The sequence below is a fragment of the Thalassospira xianhensis MCCC 1A02616 genome, assembly GCF_003326475.1.
GTDB classification, from domain to species: Bacteria; Pseudomonadota; Alphaproteobacteria; order Rhodospirillales; family Thalassospiraceae; genus Thalassospira; species Thalassospira xianhensis.
Map to the genome: position 1 here is coordinate 21,862 of NZ_JPWA01000020.1, position 26,407 is coordinate 48,268.

General features: G+C 54.9%; 24 protein-coding genes. 10 read left to right on the forward strand and 14 right to left on the reverse strand.

What is annotated here, in order from left to right:
* Positions 1 to 71: 71 nt before the first annotated feature.
* The 5 genes from purL to TH5_RS15855 all read right to left on the reverse strand — a co-directional run bounded on the left by purL (position 72) and on the right by TH5_RS15855 (position 5,164).
* On the reverse strand, positions 72 to 2,282 hold the full coding sequence (purL, locus tag TH5_RS15835; protein ID WP_114122654.1) for a phosphoribosylformylglycinamidine synthase subunit PurL: 2,211 nt from the start codon (positions 2,280 to 2,282) through the stop codon (positions 72 to 74).
* Complete coding sequence (purQ, locus tag TH5_RS15840) at positions 2,279 to 2,968, reverse strand: phosphoribosylformylglycinamidine synthase subunit PurQ (RefSeq protein WP_114122655.1); 690 nt, start codon at positions 2,966 to 2,968, stop codon at positions 2,279 to 2,281. Before purQ ends, purL begins: the two co-directional genes overlap by 4 nt.
* 81 nt (positions 2,969 to 3,049) lie before the next feature.
* Positions 3,050 to 3,289 (reverse strand): phosphoribosylformylglycinamidine synthase subunit PurS, encoded by a 240-nt coding sequence (gene purS / locus TH5_RS15845; protein ID WP_007092030.1) that lies wholly within the window; start codon positions 3,287 to 3,289, stop codon positions 3,050 to 3,052.
* Positions 3,290 to 3,407: 118 nt separating this feature from the next.
* A complete protein-coding gene (purC, locus tag TH5_RS15850) occupies positions 3,408 to 4,166 on the reverse strand; it encodes a phosphoribosylaminoimidazolesuccinocarboxamide synthase (protein WP_007092029.1) in 759 nt (252 codons plus the stop codon).
* Positions 4,167 to 4,384: 218 nt separating this feature from the next.
* The gene (locus TH5_RS15855) at positions 4,385 to 5,164 is read right to left on the reverse strand and encodes an NRDE family protein (RefSeq protein WP_167443576.1); all 780 of its coding nucleotides are present in this window, start codon (positions 5,162 to 5,164) and stop codon (positions 4,385 to 4,387) included.
* A 144-nt stretch (positions 5,165 to 5,308) separates the two neighbouring features.
* Between TH5_RS15855 and TH5_RS15860 the strand changes: the two genes are divergently transcribed.
* The 3 genes from TH5_RS15860 to TH5_RS15870 all read left to right on the forward strand — a co-directional run bounded on the left by TH5_RS15860 (position 5,309) and on the right by TH5_RS15870 (position 7,284).
* Positions 5,309 to 5,629 carry a DUF1476 domain-containing protein gene (locus TH5_RS15860; protein ID WP_114122657.1) on the forward strand — a complete coding sequence of 107 codons (321 nt, stop codon included), beginning with the start codon at positions 5,309 to 5,311 and terminating at the stop codon, positions 5,627 to 5,629.
* Between the two features lie 158 nt (positions 5,630 to 5,787).
* Positions 5,788 to 6,465: a response regulator gene (locus TH5_RS15865; RefSeq protein ID WP_062953342.1), complete on the forward strand. Its 678-nt coding sequence runs from the start codon at positions 5,788 to 5,790 to the stop codon at positions 6,463 to 6,465.
* Between the two features lie 120 nt (positions 6,466 to 6,585).
* Complete coding sequence (locus TH5_RS15870; protein WP_114122658.1) at positions 6,586 to 7,284, forward strand: CTP synthase C-terminal region-related (seleno)protein; 699 nt, start codon at positions 6,586 to 6,588, stop codon at positions 7,282 to 7,284.
* A gap of 59 nt (positions 7,285 to 7,343) precedes the next feature.
* Here TH5_RS15870 and TH5_RS15875 read toward each other — a convergent pair whose 3' ends face one another.
* A complete protein-coding gene (locus TH5_RS15875; RefSeq protein WP_114122659.1) occupies positions 7,344 to 8,285 on the reverse strand; it encodes a DMT family transporter in 942 nt (313 codons plus the stop codon).
* Between the two features lie 97 nt (positions 8,286 to 8,382).
* Between TH5_RS15875 and TH5_RS15880 the strand changes: the two genes are divergently transcribed.
* Entirely contained in the window at positions 8,383 to 9,291 is a 909-nt protein-coding gene (locus TH5_RS15880) for a LysR substrate-binding domain-containing protein (RefSeq protein ID WP_114122660.1), read from the forward strand.
* Between the two features lie 56 nt (positions 9,292 to 9,347).
* On the opposite strand, the gene purB is transcribed toward TH5_RS15880, so the two are convergent.
* Positions 9,348 to 10,658 (reverse strand): adenylosuccinate lyase, encoded by a 1,311-nt coding sequence (gene purB / locus TH5_RS15885; RefSeq protein WP_114122702.1) that lies wholly within the window; start codon positions 10,656 to 10,658, stop codon positions 9,348 to 9,350.
* 215 nt (positions 10,659 to 10,873) lie between these two features.
* Positions 10,874 to 11,782 carry a LysR family transcriptional regulator gene (locus tag TH5_RS15890; protein ID WP_114116115.1) on the reverse strand — a complete coding sequence of 303 codons (909 nt, stop codon included), beginning with the start codon at positions 11,780 to 11,782 and terminating at the stop codon, positions 10,874 to 10,876.
* Positions 11,783 to 11,940: 158 nt separating this feature from the next.
* Between TH5_RS15890 and TH5_RS15895 the strand changes: the two genes are divergently transcribed.
* Together TH5_RS15895 and TH5_RS15900 are read left to right on the forward strand one after the other, a co-directional pair.
* Positions 11,941 to 12,954: an MBL fold metallo-hydrolase gene (locus TH5_RS15895; RefSeq protein ID WP_244204944.1), complete on the forward strand. Its 1,014-nt coding sequence runs from the start codon at positions 11,941 to 11,943 to the stop codon at positions 12,952 to 12,954.
* A gap of 218 nt (positions 12,955 to 13,172) precedes the next feature.
* Positions 13,173 to 14,924: a GAF and HD-GYP domain-containing protein gene (locus TH5_RS15900; RefSeq protein ID WP_114122662.1), complete on the forward strand. Its 1,752-nt coding sequence runs from the start codon at positions 13,173 to 13,175 to the stop codon at positions 14,922 to 14,924.
* A gap of 38 nt (positions 14,925 to 14,962) precedes the next feature.
* On the opposite strand, the gene TH5_RS15905 is transcribed toward TH5_RS15900, so the two are convergent.
* On the reverse strand, positions 14,963 to 15,733 hold the full coding sequence (locus TH5_RS15905) for an SDR family oxidoreductase (protein WP_114122663.1): 771 nt from the start codon (positions 15,731 to 15,733) through the stop codon (positions 14,963 to 14,965).
* A gap of 244 nt (positions 15,734 to 15,977) precedes the next feature.
* On the opposite strand from TH5_RS15905, the gene ada reads away from it, so the two are divergent.
* The gene (gene ada, locus TH5_RS15910) at positions 15,978 to 17,066 is read left to right on the forward strand and encodes a bifunctional DNA-binding transcriptional regulator/O6-methylguanine-DNA methyltransferase Ada (protein ID WP_114122703.1); all 1,089 of its coding nucleotides are present in this window, start codon (positions 15,978 to 15,980) and stop codon (positions 17,064 to 17,066) included.
* Positions 17,063 to 17,776: a 2OG-Fe(II) oxygenase gene (locus TH5_RS15915; protein WP_114122664.1), complete on the forward strand. Its 714-nt coding sequence runs from the start codon at positions 17,063 to 17,065 to the stop codon at positions 17,774 to 17,776. The genes ada and TH5_RS15915 overlap by 4 nt, the downstream gene beginning before the upstream one ends.
* A gap of 62 nt (positions 17,777 to 17,838) precedes the next feature.
* Here the strand turns inward: TH5_RS15915 and TH5_RS15920 are convergent, their stop codons facing one another.
* The 5 genes from TH5_RS15920 to TH5_RS15940 all read right to left on the reverse strand — a co-directional run bounded on the left by TH5_RS15920 (position 17,839) and on the right by TH5_RS15940 (position 23,361).
* Positions 17,839 to 18,843 carry an ABC transporter ATP-binding protein gene (locus TH5_RS15920; protein ID WP_062953355.1) on the reverse strand — a complete coding sequence of 335 codons (1,005 nt, stop codon included), beginning with the start codon at positions 18,841 to 18,843 and terminating at the stop codon, positions 17,839 to 17,841.
* A complete protein-coding gene (locus TH5_RS15925; RefSeq protein ID WP_114122665.1) occupies positions 18,840 to 19,811 on the reverse strand; it encodes an ABC transporter ATP-binding protein in 972 nt (323 codons plus the stop codon). The genes TH5_RS15920 and TH5_RS15925 overlap by 4 nt, the downstream gene beginning before the upstream one ends.
* A gap of 4 nt (positions 19,812 to 19,815) precedes the next feature.
* Complete coding sequence (locus tag TH5_RS15930) at positions 19,816 to 20,697, reverse strand: ABC transporter permease subunit (protein WP_062953445.1); 882 nt, start codon at positions 20,695 to 20,697, stop codon at positions 19,816 to 19,818.
* Positions 20,698 to 20,723: 26 nt separating this feature from the next.
* A complete protein-coding gene (gene oppB, locus TH5_RS15935) occupies positions 20,724 to 21,647 on the reverse strand; it encodes an oligopeptide ABC transporter permease OppB (protein ID WP_114122666.1) in 924 nt (307 codons plus the stop codon).
* Positions 21,648 to 21,726: 79 nt separating this feature from the next.
* Positions 21,727 to 23,361, reverse strand: a complete 1,635-nt coding sequence (locus TH5_RS15940; protein ID WP_114122667.1) for a peptide ABC transporter substrate-binding protein — start codon at positions 23,359 to 23,361, stop codon at positions 21,727 to 21,729.
* 648 nt (positions 23,362 to 24,009) lie between these two features.
* On the opposite strand from TH5_RS15940, the gene TH5_RS15945 reads away from it, so the two are divergent.
* Both TH5_RS15945 and TH5_RS15950 read left to right on the forward strand, forming a co-directional pair.
* A complete protein-coding gene (locus TH5_RS15945; protein WP_114122668.1) occupies positions 24,010 to 25,176 on the forward strand; it encodes an AraC family transcriptional regulator in 1,167 nt (388 codons plus the stop codon).
* 41 nt (positions 25,177 to 25,217) lie between these two features.
* On the forward strand, positions 25,218 to 26,396 hold the full coding sequence (locus TH5_RS15950; RefSeq protein WP_114122669.1) for an AraC family transcriptional regulator: 1,179 nt from the start codon (positions 25,218 to 25,220) through the stop codon (positions 26,394 to 26,396).
* The last annotated feature ends 11 nt before the right edge of the window (positions 26,397 to 26,407 follow it).

Here is a 26,407-nt window from a genome sequence, read left to right on the forward strand (position 1 = left end):
ACTGAACCGGGCCAAAGCACAAAACCCCGCCAGATTTCTCTGACGGGGTTTTGGTTTTCGGCTTTTACGGCTTACTGCGCGGCTTCTGCCATGAAGGATGGCATCCAGCCTTCGTTCAGATCGCGGAGCTCGGCAAGGGATACCTTGGCACCACCATCGATGGTGACCGCGTCGCCACCGGCCTGACCGATGATGACGGCAGCGACATTGGCGCTGCTGGCGGCGTTCAGGACCTTGTCCGGATCGCGGGTGGCGATCACGTAGCGGCCCTGATCCTCGCCAAACAACCATGCGACTTCGCTACCGGCTTCCGGCAGGTGCAGGTCGGCACCGATATTGCCCGCAAGGCACATCTCGGCAACTGCGACCAGAAGACCGCCATCGGCGATATCGTGGCAGGTGCGGACCAGACCCAGTTCGATCAGTTCGCGGACCAGCATACCGGCGCGTTTTTCAGCATTCAGATCGACCGGCGGCGGGGCGCCTTCTTCGCGGCCCTCGATGGTTTTAAGATACAGCGACTGACCTAGTTCACCGGTCGCGGCGCCGATCATGATCAGCGCACTGTCATCGCGCTTGATGCCGATGGTGGCATGGTGACCCAGATCGGTAATCACCCCAACGCCACCAATGGCCGGGGTCGGCATGATGCCAACGCCATTGGTTTCGTTGTAAAGCGACACGTTGCCCGAAACGACCGGGAAGTCGAGCGCGATGCAGGCTTCGGCGATGCCCTGACATGCGCCAACAAACTGACCCATGATGCGCGGGCGTTCCGGGTTGCCGAAGTTCATGTTATCCGTGATCGCAAGCGGCTTGGCACCGGTTGCAACCAGGTTGCGATATGCTTCGGCAACGGCCTGTTTTCCACCTTCAACCGGATCGGCCATGACATAGCGTGGGGTACAGTCGGTGGTGGCTGCAATGCCTTTGTTCGTGCCCTGTACGCGCACGACACCGGCATCGCCACCCGGACGGACAATCGTGTTGCCCATGACCAGATGGTCATACTGTTCCCAGATCCAGCGACGCGATGCGAGGTCCGGGGACGCAATCAGGGTTTTGAGCGCATCCACATGGCTGACTTTGCCGGAAATGCTGGACGGATCGATACGATCCTGCTTAGGGGTCGGTTCCCACGGACGGTCATATTCCGGCGATGCTTCGGCCAGCGGATCAATCGGAAGATCACCGGCAACCTCACCATGCCATTTCAGAACCATGCGTTTGGTATCGGTCAGGATACCGATCACGGCAAAGTCGAGTTCCCATTTGTCAAAGATTGCCTTGGCAGCATCTTCGCAACCGGGTTTCAGAACCATCAGCATGCGTTCCTGTGATTCTGACAGCATCAGCTCGTAGGGGGTCATACCTTCTTCGCGCATCGGGACTTTATCAAGCCACAGTTCGACACCAACGCCACCCTTGGATGCCATTTCGAACGAAGACGAGGTTAAACCGGCCGCCCCCATATCCTGAATGGCGACGATCATGTCGGTTGCCATCAGTTCAAGGCAGGCTTCCAGCAGAAGCTTTTCGGTGAACGGATCGCCGACCTGAACGGTAGGACGCTTTTCTTCGCTGTCGTCATCAAACTCGGCCGATGCCATGGTTGCGCCATGGATCCCGTCACGACCGGTTTTCGAACCGACATAGACGACCGGGTTCCCGATCCCGGCCGCCGCCGAATAGAAAATGTTGTTGGCATCGGCCAGACCCACGGTCATCGCATTGACCAGGATGTTGCCGTTATAGGATGCGTGGAAATTGGTTTCCCCACCGATGGTCGGGACACCCATGCAGTTGCCGTAACCACCAATACCTTCGACCACACCGCTTAGCAGGTGGCGGGTTTTCGGGTGATCCGGCTCGCCAAAGCGCAGCGCATTGAGGTTTGCGACCGGGCGTGCACCCATGGTGAAGACGTCACGCATGATGCCGCCAACGCCGGTTGCCGCGCCCTGATAGGGTTCGATGAAGGAGGGATGGTTGTGGCTTTCCATCTTGAAGACGGCGGCCTGACCATCACCAATGTCAATCACACCGGCGTTTTCACCGGGACCCTGAATGACCCAGTCAGCCTTGGTCGGAAGGGTTTTGAGCCATTTTTTCGAGGACTTGTAGGAGCAATGCTCCGACCACATGACCGAGAAAATGCCAAGCTCGTTGATGTTGGGTTCGCGACCCATGATTTCGAGGACGAGTTTATACTCTTCTTCGTTCAGCCCGTGTTCCTTGACCAGTTCCGGCGTGATCGGGGTGTTGAAATCGTTAGCACTCACGATGCTGCCTCCACCAAGCTTTTGAACAGATTGCGGCCATCGGTGCCACCATGCAGCGGATCAATCGCGTTTTCCGGGTGCGGCATCATGCCAAGGACGTTGCCCGCCTCGTTGATGATGCCGGCAATATTGCGCTGTGACCCGTTCAGGTTGGTTGCCGGATCAACAACACCATTGGCATCGCAATAGCGCAGAACAACGCGACCTTCGCCTTCAAGGCGGTCAAGCGTTTCGCGATCGGCAAAGAAGTTGCCGTCATGGTGGGCCACCGGATAATCAACGACTTCGCCAGTTTTGTACTGGTTGGTGAAGCGGGTGTTGGTGTTTTCGATCTTCAGACGCGTGTTCTTGCAGATGAATTTCAGGCTGGCATTGCGCATCAGCGCACCGGGCAACAGGCCTGCTTCTGTCAGAATCTGGAAACCGTTACAGACGCCAAGGATGGTCACACCGGCCTTCGCGCGTTCGGCAACCGCACGCATGATCGGCGATTTGGCAGCCATGGCGCCGCAACGCAGATAGTCGCCATAGGAAAAACCACCCGGAACCATGATGATGTCGGTTTTTGGCAGTTCGGTTTCGCCATGCCAAACCACGGTCGGTTTGGTGCCGGTGGCCTGTTCAAGGGCCGCAATGGCGTCATTCTCCCGGTTGATGCCGGGGAAGAGGATGACAGCGGATTTCATGAAATACCGTCTCTCGATTAATATCCGTTACTTGATCGCGACAGACAAAGGCCCTGCAACGGCAAAGCCCCGCCCGGGCAGTTAGGCCAGCTCGATGCTGTAATCTTCGATCACGGTATTGGCGAGAAGCTTCTCGCACATTTCCTTGACCTCGGCGCGTGCCTTTTCGACGTCGCTGCCATCCAGTTCGAGTTCGATGAACTTGCCCTGGCGGACATCGTTGACACCGGCAAAACCAAGACCCTGCAGGGCGTGATGAACGGCTTTACCCTGCGGGTCAAGAACACCGTTCTTCAGGGTGACATGGACACGTGCTTTCACGAGAAGCTCCTTTGAGTGCGCACTCGCCATACGGCGATACTTGTTTGCAAACAATAATGTACCGGTTCCGACGGTTCCGGCGTCGATAAGAAAAGGCCGCGCAAGCGCGGCCTTGGGATTATTTGTCTTTGTTCAGCGATTCTATGTCCGCGGACTCAGGCAGGACACCGAGACGGCGCGCCACTTCCTGATAGGCTTCCTCGACCCCGCCAAGATCGCGGCGGAAACGGTCCTTGTCCATCTTTTCGTTGGTCACGGCATCCCAGAGGCGGCAGTTGTCCGGGCTGAATTCATCGGCCAGAACCAGATGCATGAAATCGCCTTCCCAGACGCGTCCGAATTCAAGTTTGAAATCGACCAGCTTGATTCCGATGCCGCGCATCAGGCCGCACAGGTAATCATTCACGCGAAGGGTCATGCCGACGATTTCCTCGAGCTCTTCGGCACTTGCCCAGCCAAGGGCAAGGATATGCTCGTCAGAAACCAGCGGATCACCAAGCGCGTCGTCTTTGTAATAAAATTCGACGATCGGGCGCGGCAGACGTTCGCCTTCTTCCAGCCCAAGACGTTTGGCCATCGAACCGGCGACGATATTGCGCACCACGACTTCGATCGGAACGATTTCGCATTTCTTGCAAAGCTGTTCGCGCATATTGATGCGGCGAATGAAATGCGTCGGGATGCCGATTTCCGCCAGACGGGTCATGACGAATTCGGTGATCATGTTGTTCAGGACGCCTTTGCCGGCAATGGTGCCGCGCTTCTGTGCGTTGAACGCCGTGGCATCGTCCTTGAAATACTGGATGATGGTTCCGGGCTCGGTACCTTCGTACAAAACCTTGGCTTTACCCTCGTAGATGGGCTGCTTTCTGGACATTGGCGGGATCTTTCACATCTTTGCTTGCGGGGAGTGTCCCCGAGCACCCTGAAAATCGCGCCCCCCGTATAGCAGTGCTGACGCAGAAACTCAATTGCCGTGTAGGTCTATTTACGCAGACTTGATAATAGGATTTTGCAACCGTCGAACCCGCGAAGGGCCACGACGAAAAAGATCCCCGAAAACGGGGCGTTACGGGGGTGAACCCGGTGGACTCCCTAAATCTCGACCGGGAGGAAGGGGACGCTGTCGGGCTGGCCGTTGGCAAACAGCCAGATCGGGCGGCGCGGCAGTTCGTTTTTCTGAGTCGGAATAGCCGGAAGTCCGATCAGGGACGAACAGATCGTCTCGAACCCGATATTGCTGCGCACCAGCATAGCATCGGCACGGATGTCATGATGTTCGGGATCGGGTTCCATCATGCCGGTATCGGCCAGAAGCGCCTGCCATGCAAACCAGTCATCGGCTTCAGGGTTGGGGGGCGGTGCGCTTAAAAAACGCGGCAGATTGCGTTTGGTGCGTTCGCTGCTGGTTTTGTCATTCAGGTCATGGGCGGTGATCATCGACAATCCCTCGGGGATGTCAGTGATTTCAATTTTGCCTTCGCCGCGATTGGCCAGCCAATAGGCATCCCGATTATCGGCAATCACCATGTTGAACGGGCGATATGCCGTGCCGTCAAGCTCGGCCAATGCCTGGGCCGCGTCGATGGCATCGGCATGGTCGAGTGCTTCGAGCGGCAATTCACCGCGCGATCGTTTGTCATCGGCCGGGCCCAGCGTGCCATAGCGATTAAGCACGGCGGCCACCACGCCATCTTCGTTGATGCCAAGCCATGTTCCGCCGCCGGTTTCATCCAGTCCGGCGATAACATCTGGGCGATCCTCCCAATGGCGGGCAGGGGCCTTCCACGGGCGGGTGTTCATTTCGTCGCGATTGGCGCCGATAATCACCGGCCATTCATGGTCGGGGCGGCGCAGAATGATAACTGTACACATGACCCAGATCAAAGCGACATGGACCGGCATTTGTCAAATTCAAAAGTATCGGGGTGGGGCGGTGACATGGTGTGATAGAGTCCATAAATAAAGGACGAGGGGAAACGTCCCGATCAAAAATAAACCGGATGGAGGAGCCAGAACATGTCCAATTTCACGGATCGTGAACGCGGTTTCGAGGCGAAATACAGCTTTGACCTGGAACAGAATTTCCGGATCGAAGCCCACCTATACAAAATGCTGGCGACCTGGGCGGGCGATAAAATGGGAATGAGCGAGACGGAAAGTCGTTCCTATGCGGCCAAAATCGTCGGTGATGTTGTCAGTAATCCGCAGGAAAACGGTATCATATCCGTGCTTCTGGCCGATTTCGGACGGCATAATATCGACATGACGGTCAGCGAGGTAAACCGCAAACTCGAAGAATTGCGCCCGCTTGCGCGTGCCGAGCTGCTCGAGGAATAGTTGCTTTGCAGAAATAAGAAAAAGTTCGGATTTGCAAACCATTAGCCGGTTTCGTATTCTGTTCCCGGATCAAGAAAGATTTCTGGTTGCAGCCACGCGTTGTTTTGCTTGTGAATGTTCGGGCATGGTTGTGGGTCAGGTAGAGAAGGGCAAAGGCTTTGCGTATCCTGTTGGCAGACGATCACGATCTGGTTCGTGAAGCATTATCACTGCTGTTCCAGCAATATTTCGAAGGTTGTGAAGTGGTCGAGGCAGGCGCGCTTGACCCGGCACTGGAGCATATCGAGGCACAGAACGATTTCGATCTGGTGCTTCTGGACTTGCGGATGCCCGGCATGAACGGGCTTGAGGGGTTGAAACGCACTCTTGAAAAAGCAGCCAAGACAACATCGGTTGTTTTGCTTTCGGGGGCCTATCGCAGCGAAGATGTGCGTCATGCCATTGAAAATGGCGCGCAAGGCTTTATCCCCAAAACATTGCGCGGGCAGGCACTCGCCAATGCCATTCAGCTGGTGCTGGCCGGTGAGAAATATCTGCCGTCCTCTATCCTGAACGATATGGGTGATGGCTTTGGTGGTGGCAGTGACGGCGAACCGCGCATGGCGGGTGGTTTTGGCAATGAAGGCGATTTCAGTCGCCTTACCCCGCGCGAACGTGAAGTTCTGGCGCTTCTGGCCGAAGGGCGTCCTAACAAGGATATCGCGCGTCATCTCGACCTGCGCGAAATCACGGTGAAATATCACCTGAAAAACATTTACCGCAAACTGCACGTGTCCAACCGGGCGCAGGCGGTAAAAATCGCACTGGAAGATATGGCGCGTACCGGAACGTTGTAGTATGCTCGTCAAAGGCAGCGCTGTTTAACGCTTGAAACCCGGCTCGTGATTTCACGGGCCGTTTTTCTTTGGTGGTTCGGGCTGTTCCCCTCGTAATGTCACCTGAAACGAGGAACTGAAATGACCATCCGTATTGCCCTTGTCGGGGATTATAATCCCGCCGTTACCGCCCATCAGGCCATCCCCAAGGCCATTGAAATTGCGGCTGCCGAAATCGGCATTTCCGTCGAATATGACTGGATTGCAACGCCGAGTTTTGATGGCGGTGCGGCGCTGATACTGTCTGGCTATGATGGGATGTGGTGTGTTCCGGCAAGTCCGTATGAAAGTCTTGAAGGTGCGCTTGCCGCGATCCGGTTCGCGCGCGAGAACGATATTGCGTTTCTGGGCACATGCGGCGGTTATCAGCATGCGATTCTCGAATATGCGCGCAATGTTCTGGGGCTTGCCAATGCCGCGAATGCCGAAATTGATCCGGATGCGGAACTGCCGCTTATTGCGCCCCTGACCTGTGCGCTGATTGATCAGGATGGCGAGATTGATCTGGCTGCGGGCAGCCTGATCCGGGCTCATTGCGGATCGGACCATCTGATTGAAACCTATCGGTGCAGTTATGGGTTTAATCGTGATTATGCGGGGCTTCTGGACGGGCAGGCGTTGCAGATTGGGGCATGGGATGCAGATGGTGATCCCCGCGCGGTGGAATTGCACAATCATCGTTTCTTTATCGGCACGGCGTTTCAGCCGGAACGATCCGCCCTGCGCGGTGAAAATCATCCGCTGATCACGGCCTTTATCAGGGCCGCATCAGGAAAATAACCCCATAAAAAAGCACCCCCGTTCTCAATACGGGGGTGCAGTCCATGAGACGGAGAGTCTCAGGCACGTTCGGGCAGGTTGTGTGCCCGGACATTCGGTGATGTCGTGTTTGCAGATGACGGCGGGGTGCGACCAGACTGGATGATGAAAACACCCGACAGGATCATGGCGGTCGCAACAATATCGGTTGCGGAAACCGGTTCGCCCAAGATCAGGCTTCCGGTCAGAAGGCCAATAACCGGCGGGATATAGGTGACCCCGGCGGTTTTGACCGCGCCGAGTTTCCCGATCAGGAAGTAATAACACATATAGGCAATGCCTGTGCCGAACATGCCAAGGCCGATAAAAAGCCCGGTGGCAATTTTCCAGTTGGTAAAGATCGCATCAATCCCGGTGAAATCGCCAATGATCAATAGTGTCACCGCCGAAATTCCAAGCTGATAGGTGCAAAGTGCAATTGGTGAAATGCCAAGGGGGCTCAGGAATTTGCGGACATAGACGAATGAAAGCCCGACACAGCCCGACCCGATGGCGACGTAAACCACACCCATCAGATCGATGCCTGATGTGCCATTTTCCCAAGGTTTTGCAATGATCAGGACACCCGCAAAACCAAACAGCAATCCGCTGATCGAACGGATATTGATCGGTTCACTGCGCAGGAAAATGGCCGCCGCGATAAAGGAAAACATCGGGATCACACCACTTAGCATCCCGGCAACGCTGGATGGCAGAAGCGAGATGCCCTTGGCAAAGGCAAGGTAATAGACGGTGGCCGCGAGAAGCGACATGACAATGAAATGATGCGTATGGCGCAGATGCTGCCAATGCAGCACCTTGCGCGCCATCGCAAATGCCAGAACCGGCAGAAAGCCCATGATGACCCGCACCGTCACCACTTGCATTGGCGATATCAGGCTGCTTGCCGTTTTGTTGAACAAAAAGGTCATGCCCCAGCACAGGGCAAGAAAGCCAAAGACGAGGTATGCGTTGTTCTTCATGGCCGGAACTTTCGTGGGGGTGATGCCGTGATTGTAGGTCTGGCCGGAATGGCGTACAAATCATGTTATCTGGATCATGGGATAGAAAATCTGCATCATGAGTTCATATCCGCCCCTGAATTCCTTGCGTGCATTCGAGGCTTCCATTCGACTGAATAGTTTTTCTCGTGCAGCGGAGGAACTGAACGTAACACCCGGCGCCGTCGGACAGCAGATCAGAAAGCTTGAAGATTGGCTGGGTGTGGAGCTGTTCGCCCGTTCGGTCCGGCAGGTCAAACCAACCGCCGATGGGCTTGAATATGCCGCGCGCATATCGCCCGCCCTGCAGCAGATTATTGACGCCAGTCAGCATTTGCGCGGGCAGCGTGAGCATATGGTGCGTGTGGTCATGCCGCCAAGCTTCGCCGCGAAATGGTTTTCCAAACGCATGGCGCGGTTTTTGATCGATTATCCGTCAACGTCACTTCACGTGGGTTCGTCAGTACAATTCACGGATTTTGATCGCGATCCGGTCGACATCGCCGTGCGGTATTTTGACGGGAATGATGAAAAGCTTGAATCCGTCCTGATCTATCGCGGGCAGGCGGCGGCCTTCTGTTCGCCTGCCTATCGTGACCGGATGGGGTTTGAGCGCCCCGCCGATCTGGCACGTGCGACTTTGTTAAACGACATTCTGCATGACTGGTGGGAAGAATGGCTAGGCCAGTTTGCCGAGATGAACCCGGTCGAGATTGCTGCAATCAAGCGCATTGAAATCGATCAGACATCTATGGCGATCGAGGCCGCGATCCACGGGCAGGGGGTTGTGATGGCCAACCCGTTACTGGCGGAGGAAGACGTGATGGAAGGCAAGCTGATCCATCTGTTTCCCGAACAGGTCCAGATTGTTCCATTGGGATATTATCTGGTGCATCCGAAAAACCGGGAACTGCGCGGTCAGGTAAAGCTGTTTCGTGACTGGCTGCTGGGCGAGGCGCAGGAACTTTCCCTGTTGCAAAATACGTAAACAGAAAAGCCCCGGCCAGTTGACCGGGGCTTTGATTTTGGTGCGCGGTGTTACCGTCAGTCGGCAAACACACGGGCGAAAATCGTGTCGACATGCTTGGTATGGTAACCAAGGTCAAACAGACTTTCGAGCGTTTCCATCGGGATCTTCGCGGTAACGTCTGCGTCGGTTTTCAGAAGCGACAGCAGATCGCCTTCGCGGTTCCAGACTTTCATCGCGTTACGCTGAACGATGCGATACGAATCTTCGCGCGAAACGCCATGCTGCGTCAGGGTTAGCAGCACGCGCTGCGAGAAGACCAGACCACCCATCTGATTAAGGATTTCGTCCATCCGTTCCGGATAGACGACAAGGTTTTCAACCACATTGGTCAGACGTATCAGGGCGAAGTCGAGCGTTACGGTCGCATCCGGGCCGATATTGCGTTCGACCGATGAATGCGAAATATCGCGTTCATGCCAAAGGGCAACGTTTTCCATCGCCGGGATCGCCATCGAGCGCACCAGACGGGCCAGGCCGGTCAGGTTTTCGGTCAGAACCGGGTTGCGTTTGTGCGGCATTGCCGACGAACCCTTCTGCCCCTTCGAGAAGAATTCCTCGACTTCGCGGACTTCGGTGCGCTGCAGGTGGCGGATTTCAGTTGCCAGATGTTCGATGGAGGATGCGATAACACCAAGGGCTGCGAAATAGGCGGCATGACGGTCGCGCGGGATGACCTGGGTTGAAACCGGTTCGGGTTTCAGGCCAAGCTTGGCGGCAACATGTTCTTCGACCTGCGGGTCGATATTGGCGAATGTGCCGACTGCACCGGAGATCGCACAGGTCGCGATCTCTTCGCGGGCGACCACCAGACGGTCGCGGTTGCGTTTAAACTCGGCATAGAAGGTTGCCAGTTTCAGGCCAAAGGTTACCGGCTCCGCGTGGATGCCGTGCGAACGCCCCATGCAGGCGATGTCCTTGGTTTCATAGGCGCGCTTTTTCAGCGCAGCCAGAAGCTTGTCCATGTCTTCAAGCAGGATGTCGGTTGCCTGAACAAGCTGAACGTTAAAGCAGGTATCGAGAACGTCGGAGCTGGTCATGCCCTGATGAACGAAACGGGCTTCTTCACCGACCTGTTCTGCCAGTTCCGTCAGGAAGGCGATCACGTCGTGTTTGACTTCGGCTTCGACAGCATCGATGCGGTCAATACGATCCTGGGTATAAGGCTTGTTGCCTTTTTCCCAGACCAGTTTGGCAGAGGCAGCCGGAATGACGTCCAGCTCGGCCAGTTTGTCGGCAGCGTGTGCCTCGATTTCAAACCAGATACGGAATTTGTTCGCCGGTTCCCAGATTGATGTCATCTGCGGACGGGAATAACGGGGGATCATGCAGTCGCCTCCGGGCAGGATGGTTGGGTGCCGGGTCATGACCAGATTGCGTGATCAGCGAAGTGCGATGCTGGTTCCGGCACGCTTTCAACGCGTCGGATAGTCCATATCGCTGCGATTGGCAACCCTGCATCGTAGGCTGTTTGCGTTCAGAGGCATCTTTGCCGGTGTTTTTGGGGCCGTTGCGCGGCGTTTCCGGATTTTCCTGCCGGACATTATTCGCCGATTGCAGGCCATTTCCGATTGCGAATGTATTCAAGAAAGGCACGCATGGCCGCACTCGTATGGCGCCGGTTCGGATAATACAGATACCAACTCGGCAGCTTTTTCTTCCAATCGACAAGCAATTCGACAAGTCTGCCCTGTTTGACATCGTTGCGAACATAATCGTCAAACAGATGAGCGATGCCCGATCCTGCAAGGGCTGCCTGACGCTCTTGATGCGCGGAACTCAGCGTCAACCGGCCTTTCGGGGTGATTTCGACCTCATTCCCGTTGTTCGCGAATTTCCACGTCACCAAGGTTCCACCGGGAAAACGGCGGCGAATACAGTCATGCGTCAGAAGATCGTCCGGTGAACCGGGGCGACCCCTCCTGCGCAGATAATCGGGGGAGGCCACAATTGCATATTGTAAGGCGGGACCCAGCGGCATCGCGATCATGTCCTGGGCAAGTTGATGTCCGAAACGCACACCGGCGTCGAAACCATGCTCGACAATATCTATGATTGCTGCCTCGCTGACGATTTCAACATTGATGTCGGGGTAAATTTCCATGAATTCAAAGGCCAGAGGGCACAGAACATGGTCGGCGGCCGGGCCCGGCGCATTGATCCGCACAGTACCGGATGGGTGTTCCCGGAGCTGATTGAGATCGTCGATCGCTGTTCTGATGTCGTGAAGGGCAGGCCCAAGTCGCTCAAGAAGTCGTTCGCCTGCTTCGGTTGGCGAGACGCTGCGTGTCGTCCGGTTCAGCAACCGGATGCCCAACGCTTCCTCAAGCACATTGACAGATTGGCTAATCGCAGAGGATGAGACACCCCTGTCGAGCGCGGCAGCTCTGAAGCCACCGCATCGCACGACGTCCTCAAATATCTCCAGGCTATCAAGGCGTAGCGATTTCATTGCAAAGCTCTGCTTAATAAGCTGATCCATTTTTGTTAGCTTATCTGTGCGCTCGATCTGTGTCATCTCTAGAAAAGGCATCGCCTACAGGTGCCGTGCCGGACGACGCTGCAATCAAATACGACACCTGCAATCACAATTTGGACAGGATGATGAGTATGAGCGGAATTACATTGAATCGCAGAAAGATCATGCTGACAGCCGCATCGGCAGCAGCGGGACTGATCTTGCCAACCGGCGGTATAGCCTTTGCCCAGGCTGCTTCCGGCGCGTCGTCCCCGCTCCAAAACGGGAATGCGGGGGGAAATGTTGGCCATTACCGGTTTCGTGTCGGAGATGACATATCTGCAACCGTGTTGAGCGACGGGCTGATCGGTGGTCCGCCCCGGATTTACGCCAGTAACGCGCCGGAGGCAGAATTGGAGGAAGTTCTCAGGCAAGCCTTTTTGCCGACTGATCGTCTGACACTTAATCTCAATACGCTTCTTATCGAAACGAATGGCAGACGGATACTGCTTGAGGCGGGCGCCGGGCAGACGATGGGACCGCAGGGCGGTCGTCTGTTTGATAACTTGGCGGCAATCGGTTTGAGGCCCGAGGATATCGACATTGTGGTTGTTTCCCACACGCACCCGGATCATGTCGGAAATCTTCGGACAGCTGATGGTCGTAAGGCATTTCCACGCGCGACCGTTTTTGCGCCTCGTGCTGATTGGGATTTCTTTGTCGTCAACGATCCGGATCTTTCCTACATGCCGGTGCCCGAGGATTTCCGTCGTAATTTCGCCGCGGCCATCAAGCGGAGCGTCGAACCGGTTGCGAACGGGATCGAATTGTATGAACCCGGAGAAGAGATTATACCCGGTCTGATCACGCTTCCGGCATTGGGCCATACGCCTGGCATGGCGAACTTCCTTGTTCAATCAGGGAATGACCAGCTCCTGCTTACAGCCGACCTTGCTTATCATCCAATCGTCAATGTCGACCGATCATGGCTGCCGGGGCCGGATCGCGACAAGGAAACGGCTCTTGCTTCTCGCCGGCGCATCTTTGACATGGCGGCAACAGACCGGCTTCTTGTTCTCGGTTTCCATTATCCGTTCCCGGGCCTTGGCCGAATGCTCAAAACGGATGTCGGCTATGCCTGGGTTCCTGCCTATTGGCAGTTTTGATCTTTTTATCAGGGGGTGACACGCACCAAACGCATTACTATCGGGAACCCCGCTTTGGGGCATAACAGCTTTATTATAGCTTTTTACCTGTGTGGAACTTGCCATCTGCTAAGATTATCTCAATCTCCTGATGGATATAGTTCGTAAAACGAGCATTCCAGAACAAGGGCGGGCAAACCGCTCTGATCGCGAGTGGACACAGATAATGGCGCGTATTTATGACCCGCACCGGGGATGATTTGAAAAATCCTCCGACCCGCATAGCCCGAAGCGCAGACACCGATGCGCGCTATCTTGCGCAGCTGGTGGATCTTGGTATTGCCCTGTCGGCAGAGCAGGGTCGTGAGGAACTTCATCAGAAAATCCTGATGGCAGCCCGGCAGTTTACCAATGCCGATGGCGGGTCGCTGTATCTGGTCAACAAGGAGGAAACAGAGCTTCAGTTTCGTATTCTAATGAATGATACGCTTGATACGTTTTTCGTATCAGGCCGCGAAAACGAGAAACCGTTTCCGCCGTTGCCGCTTTATGATCCAGATGGCAATCCCAATCACAAAAACATCGCAACCTATGTCGCGTTAACGGGTGAGTCGATCAATATCGAGGATGCCTATTTCGCCGACGGTTTCGATTTTTCCGGTACGCGGGCTTTTGATGCCAAAACCGGTTACCGGTCAAAATCATTCCTGACCGTGCCATTGAAAAACACGCGCGGCACTGTGATCGGTGTGTTACAACTGATCAATGCACGCGACAGCTCGGGTAATGTGATTGCGTTTGACCCGATGATCGAGCCGATCATCAATGCCCTCGCGAGCCAGGCAGCAGTGGCGCTTGAAAATAGTCGCCTTTTGATGGCACAGCGCGATCTGATGGAAAGTTTCGTACGGGTGCTGGGGCAAGCGATTGACGCCAAATCGCCCCATACTGCCTATCATTGCGAGAAGGTTCCAATCATTGCCCGCATGTTGGCGAAGGCGGCCGTCGACGAAAAGCAGGGGACATTTTCCAATTTCTATCTGACCGATATGGAATGGTACGAGCTTGACCTTGCGGCGTGGCTTCATGATTGCGGCAAAATCACAACACCCGATCATGTGGTCGAAAAGGCCACCAAGCTTGAAACCATCCATAACCGCATTCACGAAATCCGCACCCGGTTCGAGGTCCTCAGGCGCGATGCCGAAATCGAGATGCTCAAACGCAAGCTTTCGGGCGAGGATGCCCAACGTTGCGATGATGATTTCAGTGCCCGGATTTCCGAACTTGAAAGTCAGTTTTCGATGGTTGCGCAAAGCAACATTGGCGATGACGAGCTTGATAGCGATGCGGTCTTTGCCCTGCATGAAATCGGCGGGCAGGAATGGATGCGTCATTTTGATCGCACCATCGGGCTTTCATGGGCGGAAAATCAGCGTCTGACCGAAGATGATCTTGCGAAATTCAGCCAGCCCGGTGTTGAAAAGCTTCTCGATGATCGTGCTGATCATGCATATCTCGGCTTTAACCGGGGCGAGCTTTATAACCTTTCGGTTCCGCGCGGCACCCTGACATCCGAGGAACGCAAGGTCATCAATGACCATGTGGTGGTGACGCAGGAAATGCTGGCACAATTGCCTTATCCCAAGGAATTGCAGCGTATTCCCGCAATTGCAGGCAACCATCATGAAAAGATGGATGGTTCGGGCTATCCCAACGGCATGCTGGGCGAAGATATGGGCATCCTCGAAAAGGTGATGGTGATTGCTGATATATTCGAGGCCTTGACCGCGGTTGACCGTCCCTATAAACGGCCCAAAATGTTATCGGAATGCATCGCGATCCTGGCTGACATGCGTGACAAGGGGCAGATCGACAATGATCTGTTCGAATTGCTGCTGTCGTCGGGCGTTTACATCGAGTACGGCCGTAAATATCTGCAACCCGGCCAGTGCGACGAAGTTGATATCACGCAGTTTCTGCGCAACTGAAAACGGACCGGACGCGATGCATCCGATCCGTTTCGTCATCAGGTCCGATTGATTGAAACCCCGCCATCGGCAAGGAACGGTACTCCGGTCACAAAGCTTGCTGCGTCGGAGACCAGGAACAGGGCAGCCTGCGCAATTTCGGATGGTTTTGCCATACGTTTTAAGGCATGCAGGCTGTTGACGAACTGTTCGACCTCCGGCCCGGCGCCGGGTTTGTTGGTGATGCTAGCCGGGGTATCAGTCCCGCCGGGCAGCAGGGCATTGACCCGAATGCCCTGTGGTCCGTATTCGGCCGCAAGCGACTTCATTAATCCGATCATGCCCGCCTTGCTGGCAGCATAGGCTCCCATGCCGGGCATCCCCACTGTATGACCGACAAAACTGGATGTCAGAATCATTGATCCCGAACCATTGGCGAGCATGGCGGGTAACTGATATTTCGCCCCGAAAAACGCTGATGTGAGGTTGGTTTCGATCATTTCATGCCAGTCATCGATTGCCATATCGGGGATTGAAACCGATTCCCCGACCATTCCGGCATTATTAACCGCGATATCAAGCTTGCCGAAATGATCGAGGGTCGCCTCGACCAGGTGTTTTGAAATCGCTTCGTCGGTAATGTTTCCAGGAACCGCAACCGCGATGCCGCCGGCATCGCGAATATCGGCCACCAGATCGTCAAGCAGATCGGAGCGCCTTGCATTGAGGACAAGTTGTGCGCCCTGCGCTGCGAAAAGTTCGGCCATGGCGCGGCCAATGCCGGAACTGGCACCAGTGATGATTGCGGTTTTATCGCCCAGTGCGAACATGTTTCCGTCTCCTCTGTCATGATAGGATGACCGTCGTGGTGATGATGGCCCGATGGGGAGACGCTAGTTCGGGCAAGGCGGTCGGGCACTCCGGTTATTGGCATTGAATTCGCGGAATTGACGGTTTTCGTAGGTAGCGAATTTGAAAGCAAGGAACGGAGTGCGGCCCACGGGATGGACGATCAGAATGCCGGGCAAACGGATGCATCTGGCATCCCAGCATTCTGATAAAGGAGCCATCCTCATGTTGACGGAGACGAAATTGAACAAGGCGATCGGCTGGATCAGTGACGAAGACAAATGGCAGGCCGTGGCAAATCGCGATGGCAAAGCCGACGGACAGTTTTATTATTCGGTGGTAACCACCGGGGTTTATTGCCGACCATCCTGTGGTGCGCGTCTGGCGCGCCGGGAAAATGTCGCGTTCCATGCCAGTTGCGATGATGCCGAACAGGCGGGTTTCCGCCCATGCAAACGGTGCCGCCCGAACACCGCATCAATTGCCGAACGCAATGCCGATGCCGTGACAAACGCGTGCGACACCATCCGTAATGCCGAAGAAATGCCAAGCCTTGATGATCTGGCAACTGAGGCCGGGATGAGCCGCTTTCACTTTCACCGCGTGTTTAAATCGGTCACCGGGGTGACGCCAAAGGCCTATGCCAGCGAGTATCGGGCCGGACGCGTGCGCGAGGAATTGCGCAGCAGCAATACCGTGACCGAGGCGATCTATGATGCGGGTTACAATTCCAACAGCCGGTTTTATGAACGCGCACACAAGATGCTGGGCATGACGCCAAGCAGCTATCGCGCGGGGGGCAAGGGCGAGAAAATCCGGTTTGCGGTGGGGCAATGTGCGTTGGGCGCAATCCTTGGTGCGGCAAGTCTCAAGGGGATTTGCATGATCCTTCTGGGCGACGATCCCGACGCGCTGGTGCGCCAGTTGCAGGATGCCTTCCCCAAGGCGGATCTGATCGGCGGCGACCCGTCGTTCGAGGACTGGATGGCACAGATCATCGGTCTGGTCGAAGCCCCGCAGCTTGGTCATCACCTGCCGCTTGATATTCGCGGTACGGCCTTTCAGCAACGCGTCTGGCAGGCGCTTTCGGAAATTCCGGCCGGGACAAAGGCAAGTTATGCGGAAATCGCCGAAAAGATCGGATCGCCGCGTGCTACCCGTGCTGTTGCGCAGGCCTGTGGTGCCAACAGCATCGCGGTTGCCATTCCCTGCCACCGGGTGGTGCGCAAGGATGGCGATCTTTCGGGATATCGCTGGGGTGTGGAGCGCAAGAAAACCCTGCTGGACCTCGAAAGCAGGGAGGCCGGGCAATGAACAAGATGACCCGTGACGGGATCGCATCGCTTGATTGGGAAAAGCATGCCCGCGAACTTGATGCCCATGGCTGTGCAATCCTTGAACACCTGATTGATCCGGACACATGCCAGTCATTGGTCGCATGCTATGACGAGACGGAAACGTTTCGCAGCCATATTCATATGGCCCGGCACGGGTTCGGGCGCGGCGAATACAAATATTTTGCCTACCCCTTGCCCGATATGATTGCGGGTTTGCGGCAATCGCTTTATCCGCCATTGGCCGAAATTGCCAATCGCTGGAACCGGGCGATGGGGCTGGACCGGCGCTTTCCCGGAGATCACGCCCGGTTTGTTGCCCAATGCCATGAAGCAGGGCAAACCCGCCCGACGCCGCTTTTACTGCGCTATGGGGCGGAGGATTATAATTGCCTGCATCAGGATGTTTACGGCGATTGCGTGTTTCCATTACAGGTCGCAATCCTTCTAAGCGACCCGAAAACGGATTTCGAAGGTGGTGAATTTGTCCTGACTGAACAACGCCCGCGTATGCAGTCCCGCGCCGAGGTCGTGCCGCTGATGCAAGGTGACGCTGTGATTTTCCCGGTTCATCATCGCCCGGTTGCGGGAACACGTGGCACGTACCGGGTGAATATGCGCCACGGTGTTTCCCGCCTGCGTGCCGGGTCACGGCATACGCTTGGCATCATTTTCCATGACGCCAAATAGAAAAATCGGGCCGTCGCGAGACGGCCCGGTCAAGTTGGGTGGTGCAAAGGGAGGTTGCCCTCCTACATCCGTTCGTGGAAATGGCAGGCGACCTGATGCTGATCGTTGATCGTGTCAACGCTCGGTACATCGGTTGCACAGACATCTTTGGCAAACGGACATCTGGTACGGAACACGCAACCCGATGGCGGGTTGATCGGGCTGGGCAAATCACCGGTCAGCACGATGCGTTCCTTGGTGCGTTCGATTTCCGGGTCGGGGATAGGGACAGCGGAAATCAGCGCCTTGGTATAAGGGTGTTTGGGGGCGGCATAGATGCTGTCGCGGTCGGCAAGCTCCATAAGATTGCCCAGATACAGCACTAATATGCGGTGGCAGATATGACGTACGATCGAAAGATCGTGGCTGATGAAAATCAGTGACAGGTCAAATTCGCGCTGCAATTCCTGCAACAGGTTGACAATCTGCGCCTGTATCGAGACATCAAGGGCTGAAACCGGTTCGTCGCAGATGATCAGTTTCGGTTCCAGGATCATCGCACGTGCAATGCCGATACGCTGGCATTGCCCGCCCGAAAATTCATGCGGATACCGGTTGATCATCTGCGGCAAAAGCCCGACACGCGCCATCATGCGTTTGACGCGCGCCTTGATTTCGTCCTTACCCAGTTCCGGCTTATGGGTCACCAGCGGTTCGGCAATGATTTCGCCGATTGTCATACGCGGGTTCAGGCTGGCCAGCGGGTCCTGAAAAATGATCTGCAGGTCACGGCGAAGCGGCTGCATTTCGCGGTGTGGGGCGCCGACAATATCGCGGCCCAGCCACACGACCTGCCCGTCGGTCGGCGGGATCAGTTGCAGGATCGCGCGACCAAGGGTCGATTTGCCGCAACCGGACTCACCGACAATGCCAAGCGTCTCACCGGGAAACAGGTCGAAATTGATCCCGTCGACGGCTTTCAGTTTACGCTCGGGGCCGAAAAATCCCTTGCCCGGCAGGGAAAAGTGAACCTTAAGGTCCCGCACAGAGAGGATCGGCACGTTTTTCTTTTTACGGATCGCGTTCATTGGCCGTCCTCCCGGAAGCAGGCACTGGCGCGACCATCGTCAAAGCCAAACAGACCGGGGCGCGAAACACAGCACCGATCCATCACATAGGCGCAGCGTTCCTGATAAGCACAGCCCTTTGGCAGGTTTTGCAGGTTGGGCGGCTGTCCGGGAATGGCAAACAGGTGTTCCTCGCTTGCGGTGTCGATGCGCGGCATCGATTTCAACAGTCCCTCGGTATAGGGATGATGGCTGTCATAGAAAATGTCGCGCACCGTACCGGTTTCGACAATCCGCCCGCCGTACATCACCATGACCCGGTCACACAGGCCCGCAACCACGCCAAGATCATGGGTGATCATGACGATGGCCGTATTGAAATCCTTTTTAAGATCGCGCAGCAGATCAAGGATTTGTGCTTGCACCGTCACATCAAGGGCGGTGGTTGGCTCGTCGGCAATCAGGACTTCGGGATCGCACAGCAACGCCATGGCAATCATTACGCGCTGGCGCATGCCGCCGGAAAATTCGTGCGGATACATATGTACGCGCTGGGCCGCACCCGGAATGCCAACACGATCAAGCATATTGATCGCACGTTTAAGGGCATCGCCCTCGGACATGCCGCGATGTTCCACCAGTACCTCGGTCATCTGTTTTGAGATTTTGAGGAACGGGTTCAGCGACGTCATCGGATCCTGAAAGATCATCGACATGGTGACACCGCGGATTTTGTTAAGCTGCCGCGACGGGATATTGAGGATATCCTTATCTTTGTAGCGCACCGTACCCGTGGCCTTGCCGTTCTTGGCAAGCAGCCCCATCACGGCAAGGAAAATCTGGGTTTTGCCCGATCCGGACTCGCCCACAACGCCAAGTGTCTCGCCCGGATCGATATGGAAGTTGATGTCATTGACGGCCTCGACCTCCCCATCCGGGGTCTGGAAGCGGGCGCGAAGGTTTTCAACAGTCAGAATATGATTTGTCATGTGCCTATCTGTCCTTCGGGTCAAGGGCGTCGCGCAGGCCGTCACCGATGAAGTTGAAACAGAACAGCGTCAGTGCCAGGAAGATCGCCGGATAAATAAGCATCCAGGTCGCCGCTTCGATCACTTTCGCCCCTTCGGAAATCAGTACACCCCAGCTTGTCAGTGGCTCCTGTACACCAAGGCCCAGGAACGACAGGAAGCTTTCGGTCAGGATCACCTGCGGAATGGTCAGCGTCATGTAAACAATGACCGGTCCCAGAACGTTGGGGATGATGTGGCGGAAAATGATCTTGAAGTTCGAAACACCCGTGGCATGGGCAGCTTCGATAAATTCGCGCCGCCGAAGCGACAGCGTCTGCCCGCGAACAATCCGCGCCATGGTCAGCCATTCAACTGCGCCAAGAGCGACAAAGATCAGGAAGATGTTTCGGCCAAACACCACCATCAGCATGATCACAAAGAACATGAAGGGCAGGGAGTAAAGCACATCGACAAACCGCATCATGATGTTGTCGATACGCCCGCCGAAATAACCGGCAACCGCGCCATAGGTCACCCCGATCACAAGGGAGACTGCCGTTGCCAGCAAGCCAACCGCAAGGGATACGCGCGCGCCATAAAGGATGCGGATGAAAATATCGCGACCATTGCCATCTGTGCCAAGGATATGGCCGTTTTCCCAGTTCGGACCTTCCTGAATATAGCCCCAGTCGATCTGGTCATAGGCAAACGGGCTGAGCAGCGGGGCGAAAATCGCCATCAGCGTGATGATCGCCAGAATGATCATCGAGCCGACGGCGGCCTTGTTGCGAAACAGTCGAATACGGGCGTCGCGCCACAGGCTGCGTCCCTCGATTTCTCCGGGGGCGCCTGCCGCCTGGAGCATCGCTGTTTTTTGATCCTTGTTCATCATTAGCGTGACTTCAGCTTGGGATCGAGCAGGCCATAAACCGTGTCGACCAGGAAATTCAGAAAGATGATCATCACCGCATAGACGATCACCACACCCATCACGAGCGGGTAGTCGCGGTTAAGTGCTGCCTTGACGAAGTAGGTCCCGATGCCGGGCACGCCAAAGATGGTTTCGATGACCACCGAACCGGTCATCACCGCCGCCGTCGCCGGGCCGAGATAGGACACAACCGGCAAAAGTGCGCCCTTGATCGCATGCCGGTTCACGACAAGCTTTTCGCGCAAACCTTTGGCGCGTGCGGTGCGGATGTAATTGGAATGCAGGACTTCGACCATGGAGCCGCGTGTCAGCCGCGCGATATAGGCAATCTGCGGCAGGGCAAGGGCGATGATCGGTAAAATCTTGTATTCAATGCCGCCATCGCCCCATCCTGCGGTCGGCAAAATCGACAGATACAGACCAAACACAAGCGATAGAAGCGGCGCCATGACAAAGTTCGGAATGGCTATGCCAACCATGGCAACACCCATCACGACAAAATCAACCGTGCTGTTTTGCCGGAGTGCCGCATAGGTGCCAAACCCGACCCCGAATATCAGGGCAAGGAAGATCGCCGACAGGCCAAGCTGCATCGAAGCCGGGGCCCCGGCCATGATCAGTTCGGCAACCGAGAAATCGCGAATTTTAATCGATGGTCCAAAATCGCCGCGCAGGATTTTACCGATATAGATCGTGTATTGTTCAATAAGCGGCTTATCAAGGTCATAAGCGGCCTTGATGTTTTTTTCGATTTCCGGCGGCAGTGCACGTTCCTGGTCGAACGGTCCGCCCGGTGCGATGCGCATCATGAAAAAGGCAACCGTGATCACGATGAACAGCGTCGGGATCGCGATCATCAGGCGCCGGATGGCGTAAGATAGCATAATTCTCTCTCATCCCCATTGGGGGCCGGTGGAATGCCGCAGGCCCGTTAACCGGACCTGCGGCAAAGGTCTCCGGCGTTTACTCTTTGATGTCGAGCCAGCGGGTCAGGTGGCGATCCGGGGCGTTATCGATCCAGCCTTCGATCTTTGGCGAGACGAGCTGTTTCGAGACATAATAGTAAATGGGGACGTAGGGCTGTGCTTCCATCATGATGGCTTCGGCCTGCTTCATCAGGCTGGCACGCTTTTTAAGGTCGCCTTCCTTTTCGGCTTCCAGCATCAGTTCGTTGTAACGCGGGTTATCAAAAGCCGCATAGTTCAGCGGCCCGGTCCGTTCTTCGCCGAGGAACAGGAAGTTCTGCGCATCGTTGTAATCGGCAATCCAGCCCGCGCGTGCCACTTCAAAGTTACCAACCTTCAGATCGGCATAGTGGATTTTGCCTTCGGTGTTGAACAGTTCGGCCTGAACGCCGATCTGCTTCCACATATTCTGGGCCGCAATCGCGATGCGCTTGTGGTTTTCAGACGTGTTGTAGCGCAGGGTGAATTTAAGCGGATTGTCAGGGCCATAACCGGCCTCGGCCAGAAGCTTTTTGGCTTCTTCGAGCTTTTCATTATAGGAAAGGTCTTTCCACGAAATGTATGCTGGCTCGCCGTAATTACCGGTTCCGGGCGGGACAAAGGAATAAGCCGGAAGTTCGCCGGTCTTCAGGACGGAATCAGTGATGGCTTCGCGGTTGATCGCCATCGACAATGCCTTGCGCACGCGCGCATCCTTGAACATGTCCTTGTCGGTACGGATCGCATAGTAATAGATACCGGCATACGGTGCGATGCGCAGGCTATCGGCAAGGTTATCGCGCAGCCAGGAAATCTGTTCGGACGCGATGTCGCGTGCGACGTCAAGTTCGCCTGCACGGAAACGGTTCTGCATCGCGGTGCGATCTTCATAGGTGTAATAGATCACCTCGTCGATCGGCACATTGGCTGCGTCATAGAATTCCGGGTTCTTTTCAAGCTTGGAATGAACGTTCGGCAGCCATTCGGTCAGTTTGTATGGGCCGTTGACCACAATGTTTTCCGGCTTGACCCAATCCTTGCCAAATTTGGCAACCGCATGCTGCGGGATCGGGAAAGCGGTCTGGTGGGTCAGTTGGGCCAGAAAATAGGGGGCAGGTGCGGTCAGTTTAACCTGCAGGGTTTTATCATCCAGTGCGGTGGCAGCGATTTTCGCGCCTTCCTTGCCACTGTTAACAGCCTCGGCACCCTCAATGATATAAAGCAGCGACGCATATTCCGCCCCGGTCGACGGATCAAGCAGACGGTTCCAGCCCGCGATGAAATCCTGTGCCGTGACCGGAACACCGTCCGACCAGTTATGGTCGCGAATTTTAAAGGTATAAGTCATGCCATCGTCGGAAACGGTCCAGCTTTCGGCTGCACCCGGGACCGGCTCGCCATTCGGGCCATAGGTCAGAAGACCCAGAAACATATCGTCCGAAATACGGCTGGTCTGAACCGTCGAGATGTAATGCGGGTCCATCGATTGCGGTTCGCCGTCATTGCCGACACGCAGGATTTTTTCCGCCTGCGCATGTGTGGTCGACAGCATGGTCATGGACCCGGCAAGCAATGCCGTACCCAGCACAAACGCCCGCGAGGAATTAAGCAATCCCTTCACGAGACCGTTTGCGGTCTTCGCGTGTTTTGACATGTGTAATGTCTCCCTCATCCATTTTGCTTTGTTGTCGACGTACTCCCTGAAAGTACGTACGCAAAAATACTGAGACTGACATGCGTAATCTGCAAGTCACGATTCCACAAACCTGAAACAATTGGTGGTTATTTGCGTAATATGGGTAATTTATTGATGGAATTTTGCGAAATTTGGATGAATTGCCAATGATTGTTCGGTGGCAGAGGGCTTCAACCAGAGCCTGCAAAACCGTTTCATGCGTAACGTCATGCCTCGTGTCGCAGGCTGGACGCTATATGCGTGAAATGTGAAATAGTTCACATTCAAAGGGTTGGCGGTGAAAACAACTGGTTACGAATCGGGCGATGGGAAAGGTTGCATATTTTTGCATCAAAACCACCGAGAATCAGTATCTTGGCGCGAAAATGAGTGGTTAATGTTTCCCGTTTTGGTGAAATCATGGGCTTCCGGCAGGTATCTTGCCCGGGATGCCTCCCGGCGACATGCCATTTCAGTGTCGCACAATTTTTCGTTGTGAAATCGGTATTGCCGGGCTAGGCATTTTGCAACTTTGCCCTTCTTCTATTCGGGCCTCGAAATCAGGTAGTGCCGCCAAGCGGTCTTTCCTGATGCGGGAAACATAAAGCCAGATGATGTGATACCACCATGCTCGAAACACCCAGACTTTGTCTGTTGCTGATTGCGGTTGTCGGTCTGGTACAGGGGATGTTCCTGCTGCTGTTGCTTTATCAACAGGGGAAACGTGCCTTTTGTGCCAATCGCTGGTTATTTGTTTTCATCATCGCGGTCTGTCTCAGCTTCGTTGAAGATTTGACCGATGTCTTGCTGGAACCGTCGATAACCCTGTATCTGATCCCGGTGTTCCTGACGGCGACCTTTGCTCTGATGCCGGCAATCTTTTTGTATTTTCGTGAAATCGCAGGGCATTCCCCAAGATGGCCCCTGTTGCATTTTGCGATCCTCCTGCCGGTATTCGTCTCCCTGGTCGTTTCGGTTTTCCTCATTTTGCAAAATTTTCAGGATCTGATTGTCAACGAAGGCGAGATCGAGCTGGAACTTGGCAATCATTTTGCCCTAGGGATGATATTTTTAACGGTGCTTTTTGGATTGTATCTGCAGGTCGCGATCTACATGATCCGGACGTGGCGGGTTACCTATCGCTATTTGCGTCAGGCTGGAGAACAGTTGGGGGCAGATGAAAAAGCCTTGCGGCGCTGGGTTCGCGAACTTCTGATCGGAATCAGTATTATCTTTGTGATTTTCGCCGCGACCACAAGTCTCGATATTGCTACGACAGAAAGTGACTGGTCGGTTGTACTTGTTCAGATCGGGTTTGTTCTGGTTTTTTTGCGCCTGTGTCACCTAATTGCTGCCAACCCGGCCCTGTTCGTTCAGGCTGAATGGGACGGGCAGGATCAGCCTCAATCAACGCCCCGTTATCTTGTCGATGCCGATGAAATTGAAAGAATTTGTCGGCGGTTGGCTACTGTCCGGGATAAGGGTGAACTCATCTATGATCCCTTGGTCAGCCTACCAAAACTTGCTGCTGCGGTCGGTGTAACACCCAATCAGTTATCCTTTGTCTTAAACCAGCATCTTGGCAAAAGCTTCTTTGACTTCATCAATGAGGTGCGCACGGACGAAGCATCCCGATTGCTGGTTAATGAGCCCGATCGCACGATCCTTGATATCGCCACCAGTGTCGGTTTCAATTCGAAATCGACCTTCAATCTTGCCTTCAAGAAAATCACCGGCAAAACGCCCAGTGTTTACCGATCGGAGACCCTGTCGCGGCGTAACCCCATACTTTAGCGCTGCCGTAATCTTTATCGTCCCAAATGACGGGCACATGAATGTTTGAAACAATCGATTTGCTGCTGCTGCTGATTGCGGCTCTTGGCGCGGTTCAGGCCGTTTTTCTGATTATTCTTTTGCAGGGCGAGGGAAAACGCGCATTTCGAGCAAATCGCTGGCTGATGATGTTTGCGGTGGCTGTCGGCATGGGCTTTGTCGACGATATTGTCGATACCATCGTCCCCCCACTTGTGAACCTGTATCTAACACCGCTTGTTACACCCTTCTTCTTCGCCTTCATTCCGGCAATCTATCTTTATTTCCGGGAAATCTCAGGCAACCCGTCCGCAAAACCGGCATGGCATTTTGCAATCATGCTTCCGGTGTCGGTGGTCATGGTCTGGGTCGTTTTTCTGCTGCATGCCAGTCTTTCGTCGTCGGACACGGCTGTTTCCGACGTCCGTATCAATCTCGATTTCAGTCAGGGCAGCGTCTTTAATCTGCTGCTGATGATGTTGATCGCGATCTTCTGTCTGCAATTTGCGATCTATATGTTCCGAATCTGGCATGTTGCGGTCCGGTACTTGAAAGATGCCCATCGGCAGCTTGAAGTCGATCAGAAAGGGCTAAGGCGCTGGGTTCTTGAACTGCTCGTCGGGTTGAGTGTGATTTTCACCCTTTTCACGCTGATCAGTCTTTTCGATACCATCGTTTCACGCAGTGAATGGCTGGTTCTGTGTGTGAAGGCGACTTTCGTTCTGGTGTTCTTCCGGATGTGTCACGTTATTGCCGCCAATCCTGCATTGTTCGTACAGCCTGAACGCGATGAGGTTGAAAACACCGGCGAGAGTGATGGAAAAAGGCCCAGATCCGGTCTGGCGCGCAATGTGGTTGATCCCGAAGATGTCAGCCGGATAGGGGCAAAACTGGACCGCATCGTGGCGGCACGCGAGCTAATGTTTGATCCGCTTCTGACCATGCCGAAACTTGCCAATGCGGTCGGCGTGACACCGAACCAGCTTTCCTATGTCCTGAACCAGCATCTTGGCAAAAGCTTCTTTGATTTTGTCAATGAGGTCCGGACAAACGAGGCATCCCGCCTGCTGATCGAGGAGCCGGATCGCACGATCCTCGATATCGCCATCAGTGTCGGGTTTAATTCCAAATCGACTTTCAATCTGGCCTTCAAGAAAATCACCGGTAAAACGCCCAGCGCGTATCGGGAAGATAAATCATAAGATACAAATAC